Here is an 18,955-nt window from a genome sequence, read left to right on the forward strand (position 1 = left end):
CACGCTTGCGAAGCAGGCCCGGCCCCCGTCCAGGAACCCACCCCGAAGGCGCGCCTTTTCCGCTTCCGCAAGCTCCTTGCATTTCCTGTCCCTTATACACATCCGACCCTGCCGACGATCTTACGCGTGGCGATCGTCGCGGTCGCCGTACAATGAACGACAACCAGCCATAGCATGCACAGCAGCTACACGGCTGATGTCATCGACCGNCCGCCCCGAACCCGCTCCCCCCGACGCCCCCGCGCCTTCCGGCACAGGCGTTCTGCTGTGCAACCTGGGCACGCCTGAAGCGCCCACCACGCCGGCTGTGCGGCGGTATCTGGCGCAGTTCCTGGGCGACCCGCGCATCGTGGAAGCGCCGCGCGCGCTGTGGCTGCCCGTGCTGCATGGCTGGGTGCTGCGCACGCGCCCGGCGCGCTCTGCGGCCAAGTACCGCACTGTCTGGACTGAGCAAGGCTCGCCCCTGCTGGCCTGGTCAAAAAAGCAGGCCAGCCTGCTGCGCGGCTACCTGCACGAAGCAGGTTTGCGCGTAGCCGTGCGTCATGCCATGTGCTACGGGCAGCCCGCCATTGCGCAGGAGCTGGACGCGCTCAAGGCACAGGGCTGCGCACGCATACTGGTGCTGCCGCTGTACCCGCAGTATTCAGCCACCACCACGGCCAGCGTGCATGACGCCGTATTCGCCTGGGGCCGCACCGTGCGCAGCCTGCCCGAACTGCGGCTGGCCGGGGCCTTTCACGCCCATGCGGGCTATGTGGCGGCGCTGGCCGGGCGCATCCGCCAGCACTGGCAGGCGCATGGGCGGCCTGATGTGCTGTTGCTCAGCTTTCACGGCCTGCCGCAGCGCATGGCCGACCTGGGCGACCCCTACCCGCAGCAGTGCCATGAAACCGCGCGGCTGCTGGCGCAGGCGCTGGGGCTGCGCGAAGGGCAATACGTGACCACCTTCCAGTCCCGCTTTGGCCGCGCCAAATGGCTGCAGCCCTACACAGCGCCCACGCTGGCGCGCCTGGGCCAAGCCGGCACAGGCCGTGTGGACGTGGCCTGCCCCGGCTTCGTGAGCGACTGCCTGGAAACCCTGGAAGAAATCGCCGAAGACGCACGCGACGCTTTCCTGCACGCGGGCGGACGCGAATTCCACTACATCCCGGCGCTCAATGACGACCCGGACTGGATCCGCGCCCTCGTGTCCCTGGTGCAGCAACACCTCCAGGGCTGGCCAGCCGCGTAGCGCGCCAAGCAGGCCCGCGCCCGCTTCCGGCCCCGCGAAGATTTGCAAGGCCGCAAACTGTCCGGGTTCGCCCTTTCAGCGACCCACCGCCTGTGAACAGGGCCGCGCAAGGCTCTCATGCCCCGTTCCCGCTCATGCCCGCCCACAGGCTGGAAAAAACGCCCCGGGCGGAAAAGACGCAGGCAACCCATGCGCAGGATATGAATGCGCCGATCTATCCGCTCCTGTATCAATAGCATGATGTCCTAGTAGAAACTGCGCGAGATGGCATTTCATACCCCTTGGATTTGCTCCTGTTTCTGATGCAAACAGACAGCGCCATCCCGCCCATGAGCAGTGCCATGAGCGCCAGTGGGCCATGGGCGCGCCCCAAGGCCGTGGCCGCCGCAAACCTGAAAGCGGGCATGACCAGCGGCGGCGCCGCTCCGTCCGGGAAGCTGGCGAAACTGCAACCGTTTCCTACAATTTGGGCATGACCGCCCCCGCTCCTGCGCCTGTTTCATCTCTTGCCGCGCCTGCGCCGCGCCTGGCAGGCGTTCAGCAAATGCTGCTGTGGGCGGTGGCCGTGCTGGCGCTCACATCCAGCGCGCTGCTATGGCAAAAGCTGGCGCACACGCAAGAGCAGCTGGCCCGTCAAAGCGCCGCCAGCGGCGCCAAGGCAGACGAGGCGCAGGCCCAGGCCCGGCAGGTCCAGGGCATGGCGCAAACCGCCAAGGCCCGGCTGGCAGTCGCCGAAGGCAGCCTGGACGAGCTGCTGTCCTGGCAGCGGCAGACAGACGAGCTGCTGCAAACCGCCGTGCGCGCCCGCGATGACAGCCTGGTGACCGACCTGGCCGCCATGCTGGAGGCCGCGCAAATCCAGGCCCGCCTCTCGGGCGACGTAACGCCCCTGCAAACGGCGCTGCATCTGGTGCAAGAGCGCATCCGCCAGGCCGCCAATCCACGCCTGGCCGCCGCCGCGCGCGCCGCGCGGCAAGACCTGGAGCGCGCGCAGTCGGCAGACGTGCCCGACATCACCAGCCTGCTGACGCAACTGGATGCGCTGTGGGGGCAGGTAGATGCCATTCCCGCCGCCAATGACGCAGCCGACGCTTCCGATGCGCAGGAGCCGCCGGAAGCCGCCCCCGCCCCGTGGTGGCAGCGCGCGTGGCGCGAAGCCTGGTCTGGCGCCGGGCGGCTGGTGCGCGTGAGCCGCATCGACCGGCCCGACGCCAGCATGATGACGCCGCAGCAAGCGTTTTTCGTGCGCCAGCACGTGAAGCTGCGCCTGCAAGGCGCGCGCCTGGCCTTGCTGTCCGGGCGGCGCGATGCCGCGCAGGCCGACCTGGCCCGCGCCGAACAGATGCTGGGCGAGCTATTCGCGCCGCAGGCGCAGGCCACGCGCGACGCGCTGGCGCGCCTGCGGCAAGCGCAGGCAGCCCTGCAAGGCGCGCCCATGCCCAGCGCCAGTGCCACGCTGGCGGCGCTGGCTGACGCAGCCAGCGCCAGCTCCGAGGCCATCAGCGCCGCCAATGCGGCAGATGCCGACGCAAACGGCAGCGCCGAAGCCAACGCCACGCCTGACGCACAGGGCCAGCCCCACACGCGCCCGGCCGCCCATGAAGACGCCCGCACCGGAGAGTTCTGAAGTGAACAACGCCCTCATGCGCGCCGTGCTGTGGTTTCTGGGCCTGTTCGCCTGCGCCGTGGCGCTGGCGCTGCTCATGGGCGGCAACCTGGGCACGGTCACGCTGTTTTGGCCGCCCTGGCGGGTGGACGTATCCGCCAACCTGGCGCTGCTGTTGCTGCTGGCAGCGGCGCTGCTGCTGCACGCGGGCCGCCTGGCGCTGCGCAAGGCATGGCGGCCTGCCGCTGCGCTGGCCCGGTTTGCCAGATTCGGGCGGCGCGCGCCTGCCCGCCCGCCCGAAGCCTGCCTGGCCGAAGCCTGGGTGCACCGCCTGGCTGGCCGCACGGCGCAAGCTAGGCAAGCCGCCGCCGCCGCACTGGCCGCCGCTGGCGCGCAGGATTGGGCCTTGCAAGCGCAGGCGCACTTGATGGCCGCCGCCTGCGAGACTGGCCCCGCCCGGCAGCGGCACTGGCGGCAGGCCCAGGCGGCGCTGACGCAGTTGGAGCCATTGGCCCCATCCGCCGCTGAGCCAGCCGCGCCAGCCGCATCTGCCGATGGCGCAGCCGACACCGTGCCTGCTGGCCGCCGCGTGCTGGCGGCCAGCGGCCAGGCCGCCATCCGGCAGGAGTCCGGCGGCGAGCAAGAACCTGCCAGGACGCCTCAAAAACAGGAGCAAATATAAAGGGGCAAAAATACGAATCTGCGCAATATCCAGCTATTGATAATGCGCGGAACAGTGTTTTATTGCCTTTAAATTTGCTCCTGTTTCTGGGAAACTGCCCAGAGTTTGGCCATGAGGGGAAAAGAGCGGATTGGAGCGGCTGCAAGGCGTAAGCCGCGAACAGTCAGTGCTATCTGACAAAGCATTTGCAACGTCATAAACCGCCCAAGTCCGCGCTTTTAGCTCTTGCAGACAAACTTCAAACAGACGGGCGGCGGTTGTCGTGACGCTGGAGCGCTATCTGTTTATGGATTTCGCGTTGTTTATTATGATTTGGCGCATGCACGCCTGTAAACGTACGCTTTTTTGGATTTGACGCCTGGGTGAAAGAATCAGCCCGGATTGATTTTTCACTCAGCGGGCCTTGGGCCTGTTTCCGCTTTGAAATTCTGCATCTTTGAATCCGCGTCTTTGATGCAGCATCTCATTATTCCAAGGTCTGGATATGACAAAGCCGCGCTGCGCCAGAAAGCGGCTGCGCGCGGGCGGCGTCGTTACCGCACTCCGGTTTCGTCCATTTCTTTTCGCATGGCCTTGGCGCGCTCGCGCAGGGCGTATTGGCTGGCAAACAAAAAGGGCCGGGAAGGCCCTTTTTATTATTGCCTTGAATAACCGCCGCGCAGCTTTATTGGCTTTGCGCTGATTCTGGCGCGTTTTGAGCGGACAGGGCGGCAAATGGCGTTATCACTTTTGTACCGGACTGGCCACGCCTTTTTCGTCGGCGGCCTCAATGGCTTCGGTGGTGTCCAAAATCATGGACAGCTCGCCCTTCTTGCGGCTGGCGGCATTCTGACGCTCAATCAGGAAATACAACACCAGCCCGGCCACGATGGCGTAAATGGTGGCTTTGGTATCGGGCATGGCCAGCGTGACGGCCACAATGCCTGCCACACCGCGTTCGGCGGAGTCTTTCAGCTCTTCCATACCCACCATGATGCAGATATAGGCCGTGAGAATCAGCGACAGCGACAGCGCCAACGGCAGCACGGGTTTGAACATCGAGACCAGCGGCAGCACAAACAGCGCCAGAAAGCCCGAAATCCAGAATGCGCCTTGCCCGCCGTAGAGGGTATCCATGGACTTGCGGCCCAGTGCGTAGCGTTCGGCAATGACGGCCTGCACGGGCGTCCACAGCGGTCCGGCCAGGCCGGGCCAAGGGGCCAGCACGGCATGCAGCGCATTGCGAATGGCCGTGACCAAGTGCGCGCGAGTCACGTTGTTTTCGATCACTTCATCGGGGCGCTGGTGATCGGCGCGCTTGACAAGCGTAAAGCCCACCAGAATATCGCCAAAGGCAATCACGTAGGCAATCACCGCCGTGGGCGCAGCCAGCAGAAACATGTTCCAGTCAGGCCAGCCCACGTTAAAGGCCAAATGGCTGAACAGCAAGCCGAAATCGGGCTTGGTAATACCCCATTGAATATCGGGCAGCGGAAATTCGCCTATCACCCAGCCAATCAGCATGGCAACCACAATGCCGGGCACCATACCGAAATTGGAAATGATTTTGGCCGCCCGGCTGCGCAGCACCACGCTTTTGAATGAGAGCGAAAAAAGAATATAGGCGGCGATCATCGCGCCCATCAAAATGGAAAAGGGCGCGTTCGAAACACGGCCGCCCGCTTTCAGCTCCCCCATCATGGCGGCAATGCCCGCGCCGATGATGATGCCGCATTTGAGCGAATTGGGAATCAGTGTGACCAGCTTGTCGCCCAGGCCCGTGATGCCAAGCACCAGGAAAATGACGCAAACCTCGATTTGCAGCGCCACCATTGCCTTGACGGCTTCCGGCCCCGGCTCGAAATTCTGCAAATACAGCAGCACCACCGGAATGGCCGGCGTAATCCAGCCCGGCACCAGCGGCACGCCCATCAGCGCGGGCAGCATGAAGCCAATGCCGCAAATCACCACGCCCGCCAGCGCAGCTTCGTACGGCAGCCCCAGATATTGCTGGAGCAAGGGAATCATGCCCAGGCTGACCACGAACATCAGAAAAGCCTGAATCATTTCCGGAAATTCCCACCGGTAATGAATGAAAGGCAGCCTCAATTTGAATGGCCCCAAGGGCCAGAAAGGGTGTTCCTGGCCGTATTCACGCTGCATTGGCATGTATGTCTCCTTTGTTTGTGTGGATATGCGTTCTGCGCGGGCCAGCGGGACATGCCGCCGAAAATGGCAAATTTCCCCTTGAATTTCCGCGCGCCGCTGTTTTCGCGGCGGGCGCGACTGTAGCGGCTGGCGCACATCACCAGCATCAGGTTTTCCCCAATATCGCCATGCAACGCGGCGCGTGTTTTCCGGGGCCTTTCGGCCAGGCAGATTCATGGACGCTGCGGCGCCAGCAGCGGCCTTGGCATTCCTAAAAAAGGAGCGAATTCAAGAAGGCGGAAAACCCGTTCCGCGCCCGTTCCACTAGGACATCATGCTATGAATAGAAGAGCGAGATCAGACTCTGAACAGGTGCTAGAGGCCCCGGCCTGCAACAAAAGTGAATTGAGCACACGGGATTACAGCGCCGCATAAAAGGGCATCAAAGCATCTTGATGATTCAGTGGCGTATGAACCGCCTCATGGCGGGCATGGGACATCTATAAAACGCAGGGCAGCAAAAAATATCTCGCGCAATGAAAAAGGGCCTTCACGGCCCTTTTTTATTTGTCTTGCGATTTATCTTTTTGCGGCGTTTTGTCTTGCCGCTGCTCTGTTTTGTCGCCAGCTGGCTTGGGCGCGGGCTTGCTGGAAATTCGCTCGGCCGCCTTGTCCGCGCCGTCCTGGCGGTCTGCGGCTACTTTGCGTTCGGTCAGCGTTTTGCTTACTTTCACGGGCTTGCCCTTGAGCTTGGCCAGGGCCTGTTGCAAGGGAAAATCTTTTTCGCTGCCGTAGTCGGGCGGGCGGCGCTGGCTGGCGGGTTTTTTGGATTCGGCTTCCAGGCGCTTGATGGCTTCTTCGCGCTCTTTTTCCAGCTCTTTTTCAAAGGCAGGGTCTTTTTTCGCTTCGCTTGCGCCGCTGAGGTGTTTTTCCAGGTCGGCTTCGCGCACGTGCAGCGAGGCGTAGGGGCTGCCTTCTGCGGTGTCATCGACCATGACGTCGGGCACGATGCCGCGCGCCTGGATGGAGGTGCCTTTGGGCGTGTAGTAGCGGGCGGTGGTGATTTTCAGGCCGGTGTCAGGGCCGAGCGGGCGCACGGTTTGCACGGAGCCTTTGCCAAAGGTTTGGCTGCCCATGATGGTGGCGCGCTTGTGGTCTTGCAGTGCGCCAGCGACGATTTCGCTGGCAGAGGCCGAGCCTTCATTGACGAGCACGACAAGCGGCACTTTCTTGAGCGCGGCAGGCAGGCGGGCCAGCGGGTCGGAGCCGGGGCGGCGCATGTAGTCGCTGGGCGAGGCGCGGAAGGTGGCCTTGCTTTCGGCGATTTGGCCGTTGGTGGTGACGACGGTAACGTCTTTGGGCAGGAAGGCGGCGGAGATGGCTACGGCCGCGTCCAGCAGGCCGCCGGGGTCGTTGCGCAAATCGAGCACCAGGCCCTTGATGTGGGGGTCTTTTTCGTACAGATCGCTGACTTTGCGCACGAAGTCTTCCACCGTGCGTTCCTGGAATTGCGAGAGGCGCACCCAGGCGTAGCCCGGCTCGACCATTTTGGTTTTGACCGATTGCGTGCGGATTTCGGCGCGGGTGATGGTGACGGGGAAGGTGCGGTTTTCGTCCTTGCGGAAGATGGTGAGGGTGACTTTGGTGTTCGGCTCGCCGCGCATGCGCTTGACGGCGTCGCTCAATGAGAGGCCGCGCACGGCGGTGTCGTCAATCTTGGTGATGAGGTCGCCCGGCAGCAGGCCGGCGCGGTAGGCGGGGCTGTCTTCTATGGGCGAGACGATGCGGATCAGCCCGTCTTCCTGCGTGATTTCAATGCCCAGGCCGACGAAGCGGCCGCTGGAGCCTTCGCGAAATTCCTGATAGGTTTTTTTGTCGAGGTACTGCGAGTGCGGGTCGAGGCTGGAGACCATGCCGGCGATGGCGTCGGTAATGAGTTTTTTCTCGTCCACCGGCTCGACATAGTCGCTTTTGATCATGCCGAAGACGGCGGCGAATTGCTCCAGCTCGTGCAGGGGCAGCGGGGCGAGGTTGCTGTTGCGGGCTGCAGATTGCAGCGAGGCCGTGCCAAGCGCGCCAGCCAGCGCGCCCGCGCACAGCCAGCCCGCGATTTTGAGTTTCTGGCTCATGGGGGTGTCGGGTTTTCAGGTGGGGAAAGGGGAAAAGGCGTGCAAACGGGTTCCCGCAGCAGGTTCTCAGGCCTTGCCCTGGCTGGCGACGGCGGCTGCGGCCTGTTCGGCAGCCTGCGCGTCGCCCAGGTAATAGTGGCTCAGGGGTTTGAGATCGTCATCCAGCTCATAGACGAGGGGAATGCCGTTGGGAATGTTGAGGGCGACAATGCCCGCGTCTGAAATGCCATCCAGGTGTTTGACGAGGGCGCGAATGGAATTGCCATGCGCTGAAACCAGCAGGCGCTGGCCCTGGCGGATGCGCGGGGCCAGCTCGCCTTCCCAGTAGGGCAGCACGCGGGCCACGGTGTCTTTCAGGCATTCGGTCAGCGGCACTTCGCCGGGCTGCAGGGCGGCGTAGCGCGCATCGCTGCCTTCGCGGTGCGGGTCGTCCTCGCGCATGGCGGGCGGGGGCACGTCGTAGCTGCGGCGCCAGATCAGAACCTGTTCGTCGCCGTATTGGCGGGCCATGTCAGCCTTGTTCAGCCCCTGCAAGGCGCCGTAGTGGCGCTCGTTGAGCCGCCAGCTCTTGATCACAGGCAGCCACTGGCGGTCCATGGCGTCCAGACAGTGCCAGAGGGTGTGGATGGCGCGCTTGAGCACGCTGGTGCAGGCCAGGTCGAACTCGTAACCTTCCTCCTTGAGCAGACGGCCCGCTTGCCGGGCCTGTTCGATGCCCTTGGGCGTGAGGTCCACGTCCGTCCAGCCGGTGAAGCGGTTTTCGAGATTCCAGGTGGATTCGCCGTGGCGTATCAGAACGAGCTTGTGCATTGCAATGGCCGGCTGGGCGGCAGGAAATGGGAAAGGTCTGAAAGAAAAAAGGCGGCATTTTAGAATCGCCCGCTTTTTTCCACCCCTCACAGCCCCTTCGGGCTTTCATTTTTTTGCCCGGAAGCGGCCTTTTTGCACAGAGCCGCCCGGAACAGGAACACAAAGTGGACTTCATTCTTGCCAACTGGCTGCTGATACTGGTGGCGCTCGTTTCCGGCGCCATGCTGTTTGTTCCGGCGCTGTCGGGCCAGCCGGGCGCCGCCACCGTCACGCCCGCCGAGGCGGTGCATTTGATGAACCGTGAAAAGGCCGCCGTCATTGACGTGAGCGAGGCCGCCGAATTCGCCACAGGCCACATTGCCAACGCGCGCCACGTGCCGCTGGCCGAGCTGGCCGAGAAGCTGCCCGCCACCGTGAAGAACAAAACCCTGCCCCTGGTGCTGTGCTGCGCCAGCGGCCGCCGCTCCGCCGCCGCCGTGGCCGTAGCCAAAAAACTGGGCCACGAAAAAGCCGTTTCGCTCGCAGGCGGGCTGAAAGCCTGGCGCGAAGCGGGCCTGCCCGTCGAGAAAAGCTGAAAAAACACTTCCCGGAACCACCCGCCCCACGAGAGAACGCCTCATGCAACACGTCAAGATCTACACCACCGGCACCTGCCCCTACTGCATTCGCGCCAAACAGCTGCTGGCCGAGCGCGGCGTGACGCAGCTGGAAGAAATCCGCGTGGACCTGGCTCCGCAGCGCCGCACTGAAATGGCTGAAATCACGGGCCGGCGCACCGTGCCGCAAATCTTCATCGGCGGCACGCATGTAGGCGGCTGCGACGACCTGATGGCCCTAGACGCGCGCGGCGGCCTCACGCCGCTGCTGCAAGGCGACTGAGAGCCTGTTTCCCAAAGCCTGACCATGCGCCGAGTGCAGGCAATCTTCACGAATGCTTCAGTTGAAGAGGGCAGTGACCTTGTAGTCCTTGCCCAGTTTTCTCGCTTCACTTAGCCAGGCAAAAGTCCTCACCTCAATCCAGCTTTGCTGTCAGCTGGGGATTTGAAGACAGGCTTTTAAACAGGATTGGGCGGATCGGAAAAACGGCGCAGCCATTGCTGCCATGCCGCGCCCAGCGCCCGAACGAAGCGGGTGTGACGATAGCTCCAGAGCAGCCACAGCGCACCTATCAGAAGCCCGGCCAGCGCCCCTGGCCAGTCAAACAGCATGCCCAGCAGCAGGCTCAGCAAGGCCGACAGAAAAACAATGACGCCCCAATGCCGGAGTTGCTGCGGTTTTTTCCGCTGCTCCAATATGGCACTCAGCAAGCCGCCGCCGGGCACGAAAAGCAGCCCGATGTTCAGCAGGAATTTCAACACCAGCCAGATGAATTCAAGAAAAAGGCCCGCGAACGTGAATGCCGTTGCCAGCCAGACGTGGCGTTGCCGCCGGGAAGGCAGCTTGCGCAAGGCGGCAAGCGCGGGCGGTTTCGGTCTGTTTTTTTTCTGCTGGGCCGTTTTCTGCGGGGATGTTTGAGCTTGGATGAGAACCGGCGGCGAAAACGGGGCGGGCTTGACCAGTGCGGCGGGCGCGGTCAGCCGCTGCACATAGGCGGCGAAGTCGCCGTTGGGCGGGGTGTCCCAGTTGGGGCCTTCCAGGTGGCCTGTTTCAGGTTTCATGGCTGTTTTGATCCGGCTCTTGTTCGTCAAAAGAAGGCGGCGCGGGCCATAGCTGCACGGCCAGAAAGATCAGAAAAGCCGCCAGCAAGCTCACAAGCTGGCCAAGGCGGCCGCCTTCTGCGCTGATAACCAAAAGCACGCAGACGCCCAGAAAAATCAGCACGGTGTGCCATATCCGCTTGAAAAAGCCCCCAATGATTTGGAGCAGCTTTGCGGCAAGCGTCAGGCCTTGCTGTTTGGGTTCGCGCCATTCGTTTGCTTCCTTTTCGTTTGGCCTCATGGTTTTTTTCTGATTGATGGGGCCGGCTGCCAGTGTGCGCTTTCAAGCCGGCTTGCCGGGCGTTCGGGGCGGGCGTTTTGGGGTTTGGGTCCTGCTTTTCGTCTGCGTCGCCCGGCTTCTTTTCAGCAGGCGGCCCAAGAAAAGCAAGCAGGGCGACCAGCAGCCCCACCGGCCCGAAAGCAAGAGCCAGCAGGCATGCGATGAAGATCAGCACGTTCTCGAGCATCCATTTGCAAAACGTCCAGATCAGTCTCCAGACCAGACAACACAGCCGTTTGCCCAAAGACAGCAGCTCATCGGCTGCGTCAGGTTCTTGCGTGGGGTTGGGCTTCATGGCGTTCTCCGGTTGGCGTGAAAGTCTTTTTTACTCCCTTTTCAGAAGCAAATTCAAGACCAAGAAAACGCCTCTATCGCATGGATTCATGGGGTCTATTGCTATTGAACCCATAGCGAAATGGCTGGCTTCGGAAGCGGTTCAGCGCCGGGGCAGGCGACGGGCGATTTCGTCCACCAGCAGGCGGGCCAGCTGGCGCTTGCTGGCCGGTTGCAGCCCGGCGGGCAGTTCGGTGACGCCCGCTTCGTCAATCAGCAAGAGCGCGTTGTCATCGCGCCCGAAAGTGGCGGGGCCGATGTTGCCCGCCAGCAGCGGCACGCCTTTGCGCTGGCGCTTGGCTTGTGCGTGCGCCAGCAGGTTTTCGCTTTCGGCGGCAAAGCCCACGCAATACAGCTGCCCGGCTTGCGCGCGCGGGCTGCGGGCGGCGGCGGCCAGCAAATCAGGGTTTTCCACAAAGCGCAGGGGCGGCGGCAGGCCGCTGCCGTCTTTTTTCATCTTCTGCGCGGCCACTTCGGCGGCGCGCCAGTCGGCCACGGCGGCGGCGGCAATCAGCACATCGGCTCCTTGCAGTGCGGGCTGCAAGGCGGCTTGCATTTGCAGGGCCGATTCCACATCCACCCGCGCCACGCCATGCGGCGTGGGCAGATGCACGGGGCCGGCGATCAGCGTGACTTGCGCGCCCGCCAGGCGCGCCGCGCGCGCAATGGCAAAGCCCATCTTGCCGCTGGAGCGGTTGGTGAGGCCCCGCACGGGGTCGATGGCTTCAAACGTCGGCCCGGCCGTGACCACCACGCGGCGGCCCGCCAGTGTTTGCGGGGTGAGCGCGGCGATGACTTCTTCCAGCAGTTCGGGCGCTTGCAGCATGCGGCCATCGCCCGTTTCGCCGCAGGCTTGCGCGCCAAAGCCCACGGCCAGCACGCGCGCGCCGTCAGCGGCCGCCTGCCGCACGTTGCGCTGCGTGGCCGGGTGCGACCACATTTCACGGTTCATGGCGGGCGCCAGCAGCAGCGGCGCGCGCTCGCGCGGGCGCGCCAGGCACAGCAGCGAGAGCAAATCGTCCGCCCGGCCTGCCGCCAGCCGGGCCAGAAAGTCGGCGCTGGCGGGGGCCACGAGGATGGCGTCTGCCTCGCGGCCCAGCTGGATGTGCGCCATGCCACCCGCAGGGCGTTCGTCCCACTGCGAGGTGAACACCGGCTGGCCGGAGAGAGCCTGCATCGTCGCGGCCGTGATGAAGTGCTGCGCGCCTTCGCTCATGGCCACCTGCACGCGGGCGCCCGCTTGCGTGAGCAGGCGGCACAGCTCGGCGGCCTTGTAGCAGGCCACGCTGCCTGTCAGGCCCAGAAGGATGCGGCGGCCTGCCAGCTCGGGCGGTTCATGCGGCGGGGTATGGGTCATGGGCAAGGCTCAGTCTGTTCAAGGAAGGGAGATAAGGAGAGAGGCTGAAAGATTTATACAGCATGGCTTGCCCTTGTTTCCTTCAAAAACCATAGCAGCCAGTCCAGCCTGCGCCGGGACTTGCGGGCGGTTTGGGCATGAAAAAAGCCGGGATGCCCCGGCTCTTTCGTGACGCGCGGATGGCGCGGCGGAAAGTTACTTCAGCGCCTTGTAGCGCATGCGGTGCGGGCGGGCGCCTTCTTCGCCCAGGCGCTTGATCTTGTCGGCTTCGTATTCCTGGTAGTTGCCGTCGAAAAACACCCATTGGCTGTCGCCTTCGGCGGCGAGGATGTGGGTGCAGATGCGGTCGAGAAACCAGCGGTCGTGGCTGATGACCATGACGCTGCCGGCAAATTCGAGCAGCGCGTCTTCCAGCGCGCGCAAGGTTTCCACGTCCAGGTCGTTGCTGGGTTCGTCCAGCAGCAGCACGTTGCCGCCTTGCATGAGGGTTTTGGCCAGGTGCAGGCGGCCGCGTTCGCCGCCAGAGAGCATGCCCACTTTCTTTTGCTGGTCTTGCCCGTTGAAGTTGAAGCGCCCGCAGTAGGCGCGGCTGGGCATCTGGAATTTGCCGACGGTGATGATGTCCAGCCCGCCAGAGATGTCTTCCCACACGGTTTTGTCATTGGCCAGATCGTCGCGGCTTTGATCGACGAAGGCCATCTTCACGGTTTTGCCCAGCGTGACTTCACCGGCGTCGGGCTGCTCCTTGCCCGCGATGAGCTTGAAGAGCGTGGACTTGCCCGCGCCATTGGGGCCGATGATGCCGACGATGGCCCCGGCGGGCACCTTGAAGCTCAGGTTGTCGATCAGCAGACGGTCGCCAAAGCTTTTGCTGACGCCTTTGAACTCGATGACTTCAGCGCCCAGGCGCTCGGCCACGGGGATGAAGATTTCCTGCGTTTCATTGCGCTTTTGGTATTCGTAGTCGCTCAGCTCCTCGAAGCGGGCCAGGCGCGCCTTGCTCTTGGCCTGGCGGCCCTTGGGGTTTTGGCGCGCCCACTCCAGCTCTTTCTTGATGGCTTTGGCGCGGGCGTCTTCGCTTTTTTGCTCCTGCTTCAAGCGCGCCTCTTTTTGCTCCAGCCAGCTGGAGTAGTTGCCCTTGTAGGGAATGCCGTGGCCACGGTCCAGCTCCAGAATCCATTCGGCGGCGTTGTCAAGAAAGTAGCGGTCGTGCGTGATGGCCACCACGGTGCCGGGAAAGCGTTGCAGGAAGATTTCCAGCCACTGCACGCTTTCGGCGTCCAGGTGGTTGGTCGGCTCGTCCAGCAGCAGCATGTCGGGCTTGCTCAAGAGCAGCTTGCACAGCGCCACGCGGCGCTTTTCGCCGCCCGAGAGGTTCTTGATGACGGCGTCCCACGGCGGCAGGCGCAGCGCATCGGCGGCGATTTCAAGCTGGTGCTCGCTGTCGGTGCCAGCGGCGGCAATGAGGGCTTCCAGCCGGCCTTGCTCTTCGCTCAAGGCGTCGAAGTCGGCGTCCGGCTCGGCATAGGCGGCGTAGATTTCTTCCAGCCGCGCGCGCGCATCGTTCACCTCTTTCATGGCCTCTTCCACCGCCTGGCGTACGGTGTGTTCGGGGTTGAGCTGGGGTTCCTGCGGCAGGTAGCCAATGTCCAGCCCCGGCATGGGCAGGGCTTCGCCTTCAATTTCCTTGTCGATGCCTGCCATGATTTTCAGCAAGGTGGACTTGCCCGCGCCGTTCAGGCCCAGCACGCCAATCTTGGCGCCAGGGAAAAAGCTCAGGGAAATGTCTTTCAGGATCGCGCGCTTCGGGGGCACGATCTTGCTGACGCGGTTCATGGAAAAGACGTATTGGGCCATTGGGTGGTCTGGGAAAAGCAGAAAAGAAGAAATACGCCGCCAGTGGAAAGCGCCGGCGCAAAGGGCGGCGATTATCGGCCACGCCCACCAGCGGCTGAGCCGTTGGCCTGGGCGGCGCGTGTGGAACAAAAGGGAATATTTCGCTCCTGAAGCAATAGCGCGCTTTCCATGTTCATCTAGGACCTCATGTGTTTTCAAGGCCTTGAATTAGCTCCTGTTTTTGATGAAGAACCAACACAAAGGTGCGAGAGTGTTGGCAAGACTACATACTGACACGATACGTTGCAAAGCACGAACTACCATTGCCGCCCCGTTGACGAGCCTGAGCATGAACGCTGATTCACTGACCGACCCGCCGCATGACGCTGCCGCCGCGCCAGCCGAGGATGATTCCGCCTTTCCGTCTGAATGGCTGCACTACAGCGGCGCGACATCAAGGGGCTGGGTGCACTTGAGCATTCCTCGTGCGGCTGATGCGCCAGCAGCGCCGCCCACAGGCGAGGAGCAGGTGCTGCGCCTGGCCGAAGCCGAGGCGCTGGTTGCTTGCGTGGAAGAGTGGCTGCATGCAGGCTGGGACCCGGCGCCGGCGCAGGAAGCGCCGCCTGCGGGCGCGCTGGCGGCTGTGGTGCAGGCCCCGGCGCTCGCGCCTGCTGGTTCGCGCCTGGCGCTGATGCCCGGCCTGTTGCCAGGCGGCCAGCCGCCAGCCGCACTGCTGGCGCCGCATCTGGCCTGGAGCGCCGTAACCGGGCAGGTGCTGCTGGGCAGCGTGCCAGCCGAGGCGATACAGGCGCTGGAAGCCGGAGCGCTGGTGTGGCTGCCGGCCGCCTTTGCCAACCGCTGGGCAGTGACGCTGCATGACATGAGCCGCCATCTGCCGCCCGCCGCCGCTTGGCTTGATTTGCCTGACGCCCGCCTGGCGTTGAATGGCAGCGCCGCGCCTGGCAGCGCAACGCAAGATGAAACTGAAGGCGCCGGGCAGGCCATGCTGGAGCAGACGGTCAGCATTCCGCTGGATGTTTGGCTAGGCTGGCCGCGCCAGGGGCAGCCTGCGTTTCACTGGCCCCTGCCTGCTCCGTGGCCTGCTGAATTGCACGCCAACGGGCAGCGTCAAGCCAGCGGCGCGCTGTTGCCGCTGGGCAGCGGCTGCGGCTTGCACGTGCAGGCGCTGGAAAGCTGAACCCGGCTTGTTTCTTTGAACTGGTTCTTGCGCTTTTCCTGATTACACGAAAACAAACGCTATGGATCTTTCCCAGTTTTCTCCCTCTTCAGCGCTGATTACCGTCATCCTCGTGGCGCTAGCCCCGTTCGTGGGGGTGATGGTGACCTCCTTCACCAAGATCGTGGTGGTGTTGAGCCTGTTGCGCAATGCGCTGGGCCTTCAGCAGGTGCCGCCCAATGTGGTGCTCAATGGCATGGCGCTGGTGCTCACCATTTACGTGATGCTGCCTGTGGGCTTGGACGCCTATGCCCGCGTGGGCGCGCTGCCTCAGGCTGCGGGAGGCAACAGCAGCGCCAACATGATGCAGGCCGCTGACGCCGCCAAGGAGCCGCTGCGTGACTTTCTCATCAAGCATTCCAGCCCGCGCGAGCGAGCCTTTTTTCTGCAAACAGCGCAGAAGAACCTGCCAGCGGAGCGCGCCGCGCAGCTGACCGAGCGTGATTTCGTGATCGTGGTGCCGGCTTTCACGGTAAGCGAGTTGTCAGCGGCCTTCCAGATCGGCTTTCTCATCTTTTTGCCGTTTCTCATCGTGGATCTCATCATTGCCAACATCCTCATGGCGATGGGGATGATGATGCTTTCGCCCACGACGATTTCGCTGCCGTTCAAGCTGCTGCTGTTCGTGCTGGTCGATGGCTGGGTCAAGCTCTCGCACGGGCTGGTTCTGTCTTACTGATGGGGAGAGGCTGCATGCTGAACAGTGAAGCTTTGCAACTCGTCTATCAGGCCCTGTGGCTGGTGCTGATGCTTTCAGCGCCTCCCGTGCTGGCGGCGGCCGTCGTGGGCCTGCTCATTGCGCTGGTGCAGGCGGCCACGCAGATTCAGGAGCAAACGCTGCAATACGCGCTCAAGTTTTTCGCCATCGTGCTCACCATCTTCGTGACAGCGTCGCTGCTGGGCAGCTCGCTGTATCGCTTTGCGGACCGGGTGATGACGGAATTTCCGGCCATGGTGCGCAAGTAAAGGCAGCGGGCGGACGCAATGGACTTTGCCGCGTTTGGCAATCTGGGCGACATGGCTTTGCTGGCCGCTTTGGCCAGCACGCGCTTTGCCGTGGCCTTCCTGCTGCTGCCTGTGCTGGCGCAAGAGACGGTGCCCGCCACGGTGCGGGGGGCGCTGTTTCTGGGCTTTGGCGTCATCACGCTGGCGGTGCAACCGCTGCTGGACGTGAATGGCTTGACGGCGCAGCAATGGCTGCTGCTGTTTGCCAAGGAGGCTTTTCTTGGCTTGGCCATGGGAGCCATGCTGGCAGCGGTGCTCTGGGCGTTTCATGCCGCAGGCGAAATCGTGGACGGGGCCAGCGGCATGAGCATGGCGCAAATCGTCGATCCACTCTCGGGCCGCCAGACTTCGCTCACGGGCGCTTTTCTGGGACGCCTGGCTGTTTTCATGTTCATGTTTTCAGGCGGCATGCTGTTGTGGGTAGGCGCGCTGATGGAAAGTTTTGCCCTGTGGCCGCTGGGCCAGATGAACCTGCTGCCCAAAAGAGAAGGCGTGGTGGTATTCGAAGGGGTGTTCTCCCATTTCGCCAGCCTCATGTTCGTGCTGGCCGCGCCTGCGCTGGTGATGCTGTACATGATTGACCTGTCGCTGGGGCTGATGAATCGCTATGCCCCGCAGCTCAACTTGCTGCCCATTTCATCGTCGCTCAAAGGGCTGGCCGCCGTGCTGGCGTGGGTCGTCATGCTCTCAACTGTGGTGCATACGCTCACGGAGCAAATTGGCGAGCTGATGCCGCAGCTGCTGCAAAGATTGCAGGCCATGCTGGTATAGCTGTAGCTTCTCAACACGTTGCTCCCTGCAAAGCCGAGGCGGCAAACGGAAGTTTTATTTTTGATGGGTAGCGGCGCAAGCCAGCGCCGGGCATTCAGGCTCCGCGCGCCCCGCTCCGTCTTCACCTTACTGGCCTGTTGCGCCTTATTGCACGTTTTCTTTTCGCGGCGTGACCAGCACCTGGTCAATGCGGTAGCTGTCCACGTCCATCACTTCAAAGCGGTATCCGCCCCATTCCACGCAGTCGGTGCGGCGGGGCACGCGGCGGAGCATGACCATGAGAAAGCCGGCCAGGGTTTCGTATTCGTCCTTGTCGGGCCAGTCGTAGAGGCTGAGGGCGCGTTGCACATCAGGCATGGGGGTCATGCCGTCCACCAGCCAGGAGCCGTCATCGCGGCGCACGATGAGGTCTTCATCGGCGGGCGTGACCAGCTCGCCCATCACGGTGCTCATCACGTCATTGAGCGTGACCACGCCGACGACGGTGCTGTATTCATTGACGATGATGGCGAAGTCTTCATGCGCCTGCCGGAACTGGGCCAGCACTTCGGCCAAGCTGAGGCGGTCGGGCACGACCAGCGCCTTGTGGATGAGGCCCTCGTCGGTGAGCACGATGGGGCGCTGGTTGAGCACGCGCTGAAAAAGGTCCTTGGCGTCTACGTAGCCCACGACGTTGTCCAGCCCGCCGTCGCACACGGGGTAGGTGGAAAAAGGTTCGGCGGCGATGCGCACACGCACGCTTTCGTCGCTGTCGCGGATGTCGAACCAGGCCACGCTGCCGCGCAGCGTCATGGCGCTGGAGACGGGGCGGGTGTCCAGCTCGAAGACGTTTTCAATCACTTGCTGTTCGGGGCGCTCCAGCACGCCTGCCTGCGCGCCCGCTTCCGTCAGGGCCAGGATGTCGTCAGAGGTGATGCGCTCATCGCGCTGCATGGGCAGCCCCAACACGCGCATGGCGGCGCTGGCGCATTTGTTGTAGAGCCAGGCCAAGGGCTTGAGCAGTGCCAGCAGCCGCTCCATCGGGCCGACCAGGCGCACGGCCAAGCGCTCCGGGTTGGCCATGCCCGCCTGCTTGGGCACGAGATCGGCAAACACCACAAAAAGCGAGGTGACGAGTGCGACCGACAGCAAAAAGGCCAGCCGCGCCGCCCATCCGGCGGCCATCCACGGCTCGAAAATCCAGACCAGCCACGGCCCCAGCATGCCTTCACCCACGATGCCGCCCAGAATGGCAACGGAGTTGATGCCAATTTGAACCACTGTGAAATAGCGGCCCGGATGCTCCTGAATCTGCATCACGCGCAAGGCGCGGGCATCGCCCTCATCAGCCATCTGGGTGAGCTTGAGGCGGCGCGAGGCGGCCAGCGACATTTCAGCCAGCGAGAAAAATGCGCTGGCGGCAATCAGAAAAACAAGAACGAAAAGGCTTTGAAAAGGCGTCATAAGAAAGAAGCGCAGTTTACTGGCCGCCTGCCAAATGCCCGGCGCTGCGGCAACTACGGCGGCGCGAACACGGCTTGACGAAGCGGACAGTGCCTGGCAGCAGTAGTGCTCGCTCTTGTTCCGATAGCGGGTAGCGCCCGTTTCATGAGGACATCAGCCGTTTTTTAGACATTGAATTTGCTTCTGAAAAAAGAGCGTGTACGCAAGAGGAGGGCGGCTCGCATGCTGGCATCGCCGCCTGCAGCCAGGCGCAAGCGACCAGCCGGCGCAGATGCGCTCGCGCGGGGGTGTGCACGCGGAATGTTCATGTGTTGCGTTACGTAATGCGTTCGGGCCGGGCCTTCTGTGCCAGAGCCTGTTTCAGAGCCCGAAATGCCATGCGCCGCCAAAGCGGCGCTCTTTTGTTTTTCC

17 protein-coding genes are annotated in these 18,955 nt (G+C 63.2%); 9 read left to right on the forward strand and 8 right to left on the reverse strand.

What is annotated here, in order from left to right; translation table 11 throughout:
- Nucleotides 1-196 precede the first annotated feature (196 nt).
- The 3 genes from hemH to C1720_RS01805 all read left to right on the forward strand — a co-directional run bounded on the left by hemH (nucleotide 197) and on the right by C1720_RS01805 (nucleotide 3,519).
- Entirely contained in the window at nucleotides 197-1,231 is a 1,035-nt protein-coding gene (gene hemH, locus C1720_RS01795) for a ferrochelatase (protein WP_102283033.1), read from the forward strand.
- A gap of 472 nt (nucleotides 1,232-1,703) precedes the next feature.
- Nucleotides 1,704-2,858 carry a uroporphyrinogen-III C-methyltransferase gene (locus C1720_RS01800; protein ID WP_158241604.1) on the forward strand — a complete coding sequence of 385 codons (1,155 nt, stop codon included), beginning with the start codon at nucleotides 1,704-1,706 and terminating at the stop codon, nucleotides 2,856-2,858.
- Between the two features lies 1 nt (nucleotide 2,859).
- Complete coding sequence (locus C1720_RS01805) at nucleotides 2,860-3,519, forward strand: heme biosynthesis HemY N-terminal domain-containing protein (RefSeq protein WP_158241605.1); 660 nt, start codon at nucleotides 2,860-2,862, stop codon at nucleotides 3,517-3,519.
- A 723-nt stretch (nucleotides 3,520-4,242) separates the two neighbouring features.
- Here the strand turns inward: C1720_RS01805 and C1720_RS01810 are convergent.
- The 3 genes from C1720_RS01810 to gpmA form a co-directional block, all read right to left on the reverse strand.
- A complete protein-coding gene (locus tag C1720_RS01810; protein ID WP_233199747.1) occupies nucleotides 4,243-5,565 on the reverse strand; it encodes a solute carrier family 23 protein in 1,323 nt (440 codons plus the stop codon).
- A gap of 644 nt (nucleotides 5,566-6,209) precedes the next feature.
- Complete coding sequence (locus C1720_RS01815) at nucleotides 6,210-7,775, reverse strand: S41 family peptidase (protein ID WP_102283037.1); 1,566 nt, start codon at nucleotides 7,773-7,775, stop codon at nucleotides 6,210-6,212.
- A 66-nt stretch (nucleotides 7,776-7,841) separates the two neighbouring features.
- Nucleotides 7,842-8,585: a 2,3-diphosphoglycerate-dependent phosphoglycerate mutase gene (gene gpmA, locus C1720_RS01820; protein WP_102283038.1), complete on the reverse strand. Its 744-nt coding sequence runs from the start codon at nucleotides 8,583-8,585 to the stop codon at nucleotides 7,842-7,844.
- A gap of 164 nt (nucleotides 8,586-8,749) precedes the next feature.
- Here gpmA and C1720_RS01825 point away from each other — a divergent pair, with 164 nt between their 5' ends.
- A complete protein-coding gene (locus tag C1720_RS01825) occupies nucleotides 8,750-9,160 on the forward strand; it encodes a rhodanese-like domain-containing protein (RefSeq protein ID WP_102284442.1) in 411 nt (136 codons plus the stop codon).
- 43 nt (nucleotides 9,161-9,203) lie between these two features.
- The gene (grxC, locus tag C1720_RS01830) at nucleotides 9,204-9,464 is read left to right on the forward strand and encodes a glutaredoxin 3 (RefSeq protein WP_102283039.1); all 261 of its coding nucleotides are present in this window, start codon (nucleotides 9,204-9,206) and stop codon (nucleotides 9,462-9,464) included.
- A 176-nt stretch (nucleotides 9,465-9,640) separates the two neighbouring features.
- On the opposite strand, the gene C1720_RS01835 is transcribed toward grxC, so the two are convergent.
- The 4 genes from C1720_RS01835 to ettA all read right to left on the reverse strand — a co-directional run bounded on the left by C1720_RS01835 (nucleotide 9,641) and on the right by ettA (nucleotide 14,109).
- Nucleotides 9,641-10,171 carry a hypothetical protein gene (locus C1720_RS01835; protein WP_199170931.1) on the reverse strand — a complete coding sequence of 177 codons (531 nt, stop codon included), beginning with the start codon at nucleotides 10,169-10,171 and terminating at the stop codon, nucleotides 9,641-9,643.
- A 98-nt stretch (nucleotides 10,172-10,269) separates the two neighbouring features.
- Entirely contained in the window at nucleotides 10,270-10,857 is a 588-nt protein-coding gene (locus C1720_RS12700) for a hypothetical protein (RefSeq protein ID WP_146006815.1), read from the reverse strand.
- 141 nt (nucleotides 10,858-10,998) lie between these two features.
- The gene (coaBC, locus tag C1720_RS01850; RefSeq protein ID WP_102283043.1) at nucleotides 10,999-12,252 is read right to left on the reverse strand and encodes a bifunctional phosphopantothenoylcysteine decarboxylase/phosphopantothenate--cysteine ligase CoaBC; all 1,254 of its coding nucleotides are present in this window, start codon (nucleotides 12,250-12,252) and stop codon (nucleotides 10,999-11,001) included.
- A 195-nt stretch (nucleotides 12,253-12,447) separates the two neighbouring features.
- Nucleotides 12,448-14,109, reverse strand: coding sequence for an energy-dependent translational throttle protein EttA (ettA, locus tag C1720_RS01855; RefSeq protein ID WP_102283044.1), 1,662 nt, complete (start codon nucleotides 14,107-14,109; stop codon nucleotides 12,448-12,450).
- Between the two features lie 328 nt (nucleotides 14,110-14,437).
- On the opposite strand from ettA, the gene C1720_RS01860 reads away from it, so the two are divergent.
- The 4 genes from C1720_RS01860 to sctT all read left to right on the forward strand — a co-directional run bounded on the left by C1720_RS01860 (nucleotide 14,438) and on the right by sctT (nucleotide 17,101).
- Nucleotides 14,438-15,286, forward strand: coding sequence for a hypothetical protein (locus tag C1720_RS01860; RefSeq protein WP_102283045.1), 849 nt, complete (start codon nucleotides 14,438-14,440; stop codon nucleotides 15,284-15,286).
- Between the two features lie 61 nt (nucleotides 15,287-15,347).
- Nucleotides 15,348-16,004: a type III secretion system export apparatus subunit SctR gene (gene sctR, locus C1720_RS01865; protein ID WP_050715801.1), complete on the forward strand. Its 657-nt coding sequence runs from the start codon at nucleotides 15,348-15,350 to the stop codon at nucleotides 16,002-16,004.
- Between the two features lie 14 nt (nucleotides 16,005-16,018).
- Entirely contained in the window at nucleotides 16,019-16,291 is a 273-nt protein-coding gene (sctS, locus tag C1720_RS01870; protein ID WP_050715800.1) for a type III secretion system export apparatus subunit SctS, read from the forward strand.
- 18 nt (nucleotides 16,292-16,309) lie between these two features.
- Complete coding sequence (gene sctT, locus C1720_RS01875) at nucleotides 16,310-17,101, forward strand: type III secretion system export apparatus subunit SctT (protein WP_050715799.1); 792 nt, start codon at nucleotides 16,310-16,312, stop codon at nucleotides 17,099-17,101.
- A gap of 144 nt (nucleotides 17,102-17,245) precedes the next feature.
- Here the strand turns inward: sctT and paeA are convergent, their stop codons facing one another.
- On the reverse strand, nucleotides 17,246-18,544 hold the full coding sequence (paeA, locus tag C1720_RS01880) for a polyamine export protein PaeA (protein ID WP_050715798.1): 1,299 nt from the start codon (nucleotides 18,542-18,544) through the stop codon (nucleotides 17,246-17,248).
- Nucleotides 18,545-18,955: the final 411 nt, after the last annotated feature.

Origin of the sequence: Ottowia massiliensis (assembly GCF_900240305.1) — a bacterium.
In the GTDB taxonomy this organism is placed as follows: Bacteria; Pseudomonadota; Gammaproteobacteria; order Burkholderiales; family Burkholderiaceae_C; genus Ottowia; species Ottowia massiliensis.

Excerpts from the sequence above, each read along its gene's own strand:
- C1720_RS01800 (WP_158241604.1), top strand. The coding sequence starts at position 1,704 with ATGACCGCCCCCGCTCCTGCGCCTGTTTCATCTCTTGCCGCGCCTGCG.
- C1720_RS01810 (WP_233199747.1), bottom strand. The coding sequence starts at position 5,565 with ATGATTCAGGCTTTTCTGATGTTCGTGGTCAGCCTGGGCATGATTCCC.
- C1720_RS01815 (WP_102283037.1), bottom strand. The coding sequence starts at position 7,775 with ATGAGCCAGAAACTCAAAATCGCGGGCTGGCTGTGCGCGGGCGCGCTG.
- gpmA (WP_102283038.1), bottom strand. The coding sequence starts at position 8,585 with ATGCACAAGCTCGTTCTGATACGCCACGGCGAATCCACCTGGAATCTC.
- grxC (WP_102283039.1), top strand. The coding sequence starts at position 9,204 with ATGCAACACGTCAAGATCTACACCACCGGCACCTGCCCCTACTGCATT.
- C1720_RS12700 (WP_146006815.1), bottom strand. The coding sequence starts at position 10,857 with ATGAAGCCCAACCCCACGCAAGAACCTGACGCAGCCGATGAGCTGCTG.
- coaBC (WP_102283043.1), bottom strand. The coding sequence starts at position 12,252 with ATGACCCATACCCCGCCGCATGAACCGCCCGAGCTGGCAGGCCGCCGC.
- ettA (WP_102283044.1), bottom strand. The coding sequence starts at position 14,109 with ATGGCCCAATACGTCTTTTCCATGAACCGCGTCAGCAAGATCGTGCCC.
- C1720_RS01860 (WP_102283045.1), top strand. The coding sequence starts at position 14,438 with ATGAACGCTGATTCACTGACCGACCCGCCGCATGACGCTGCCGCCGCG.
- sctR (WP_050715801.1), top strand. The coding sequence starts at position 15,348 with ATGGATCTTTCCCAGTTTTCTCCCTCTTCAGCGCTGATTACCGTCATC.
- sctS (WP_050715800.1), top strand. The coding sequence starts at position 16,019 with ATGCTGAACAGTGAAGCTTTGCAACTCGTCTATCAGGCCCTGTGGCTG.
- sctT (WP_050715799.1), top strand. The coding sequence starts at position 16,310 with ATGGACTTTGCCGCGTTTGGCAATCTGGGCGACATGGCTTTGCTGGCC.
- paeA (WP_050715798.1), bottom strand. The coding sequence starts at position 18,544 with ATGACGCCTTTTCAAAGCCTTTTCGTTCTTGTTTTTCTGATTGCCGCC.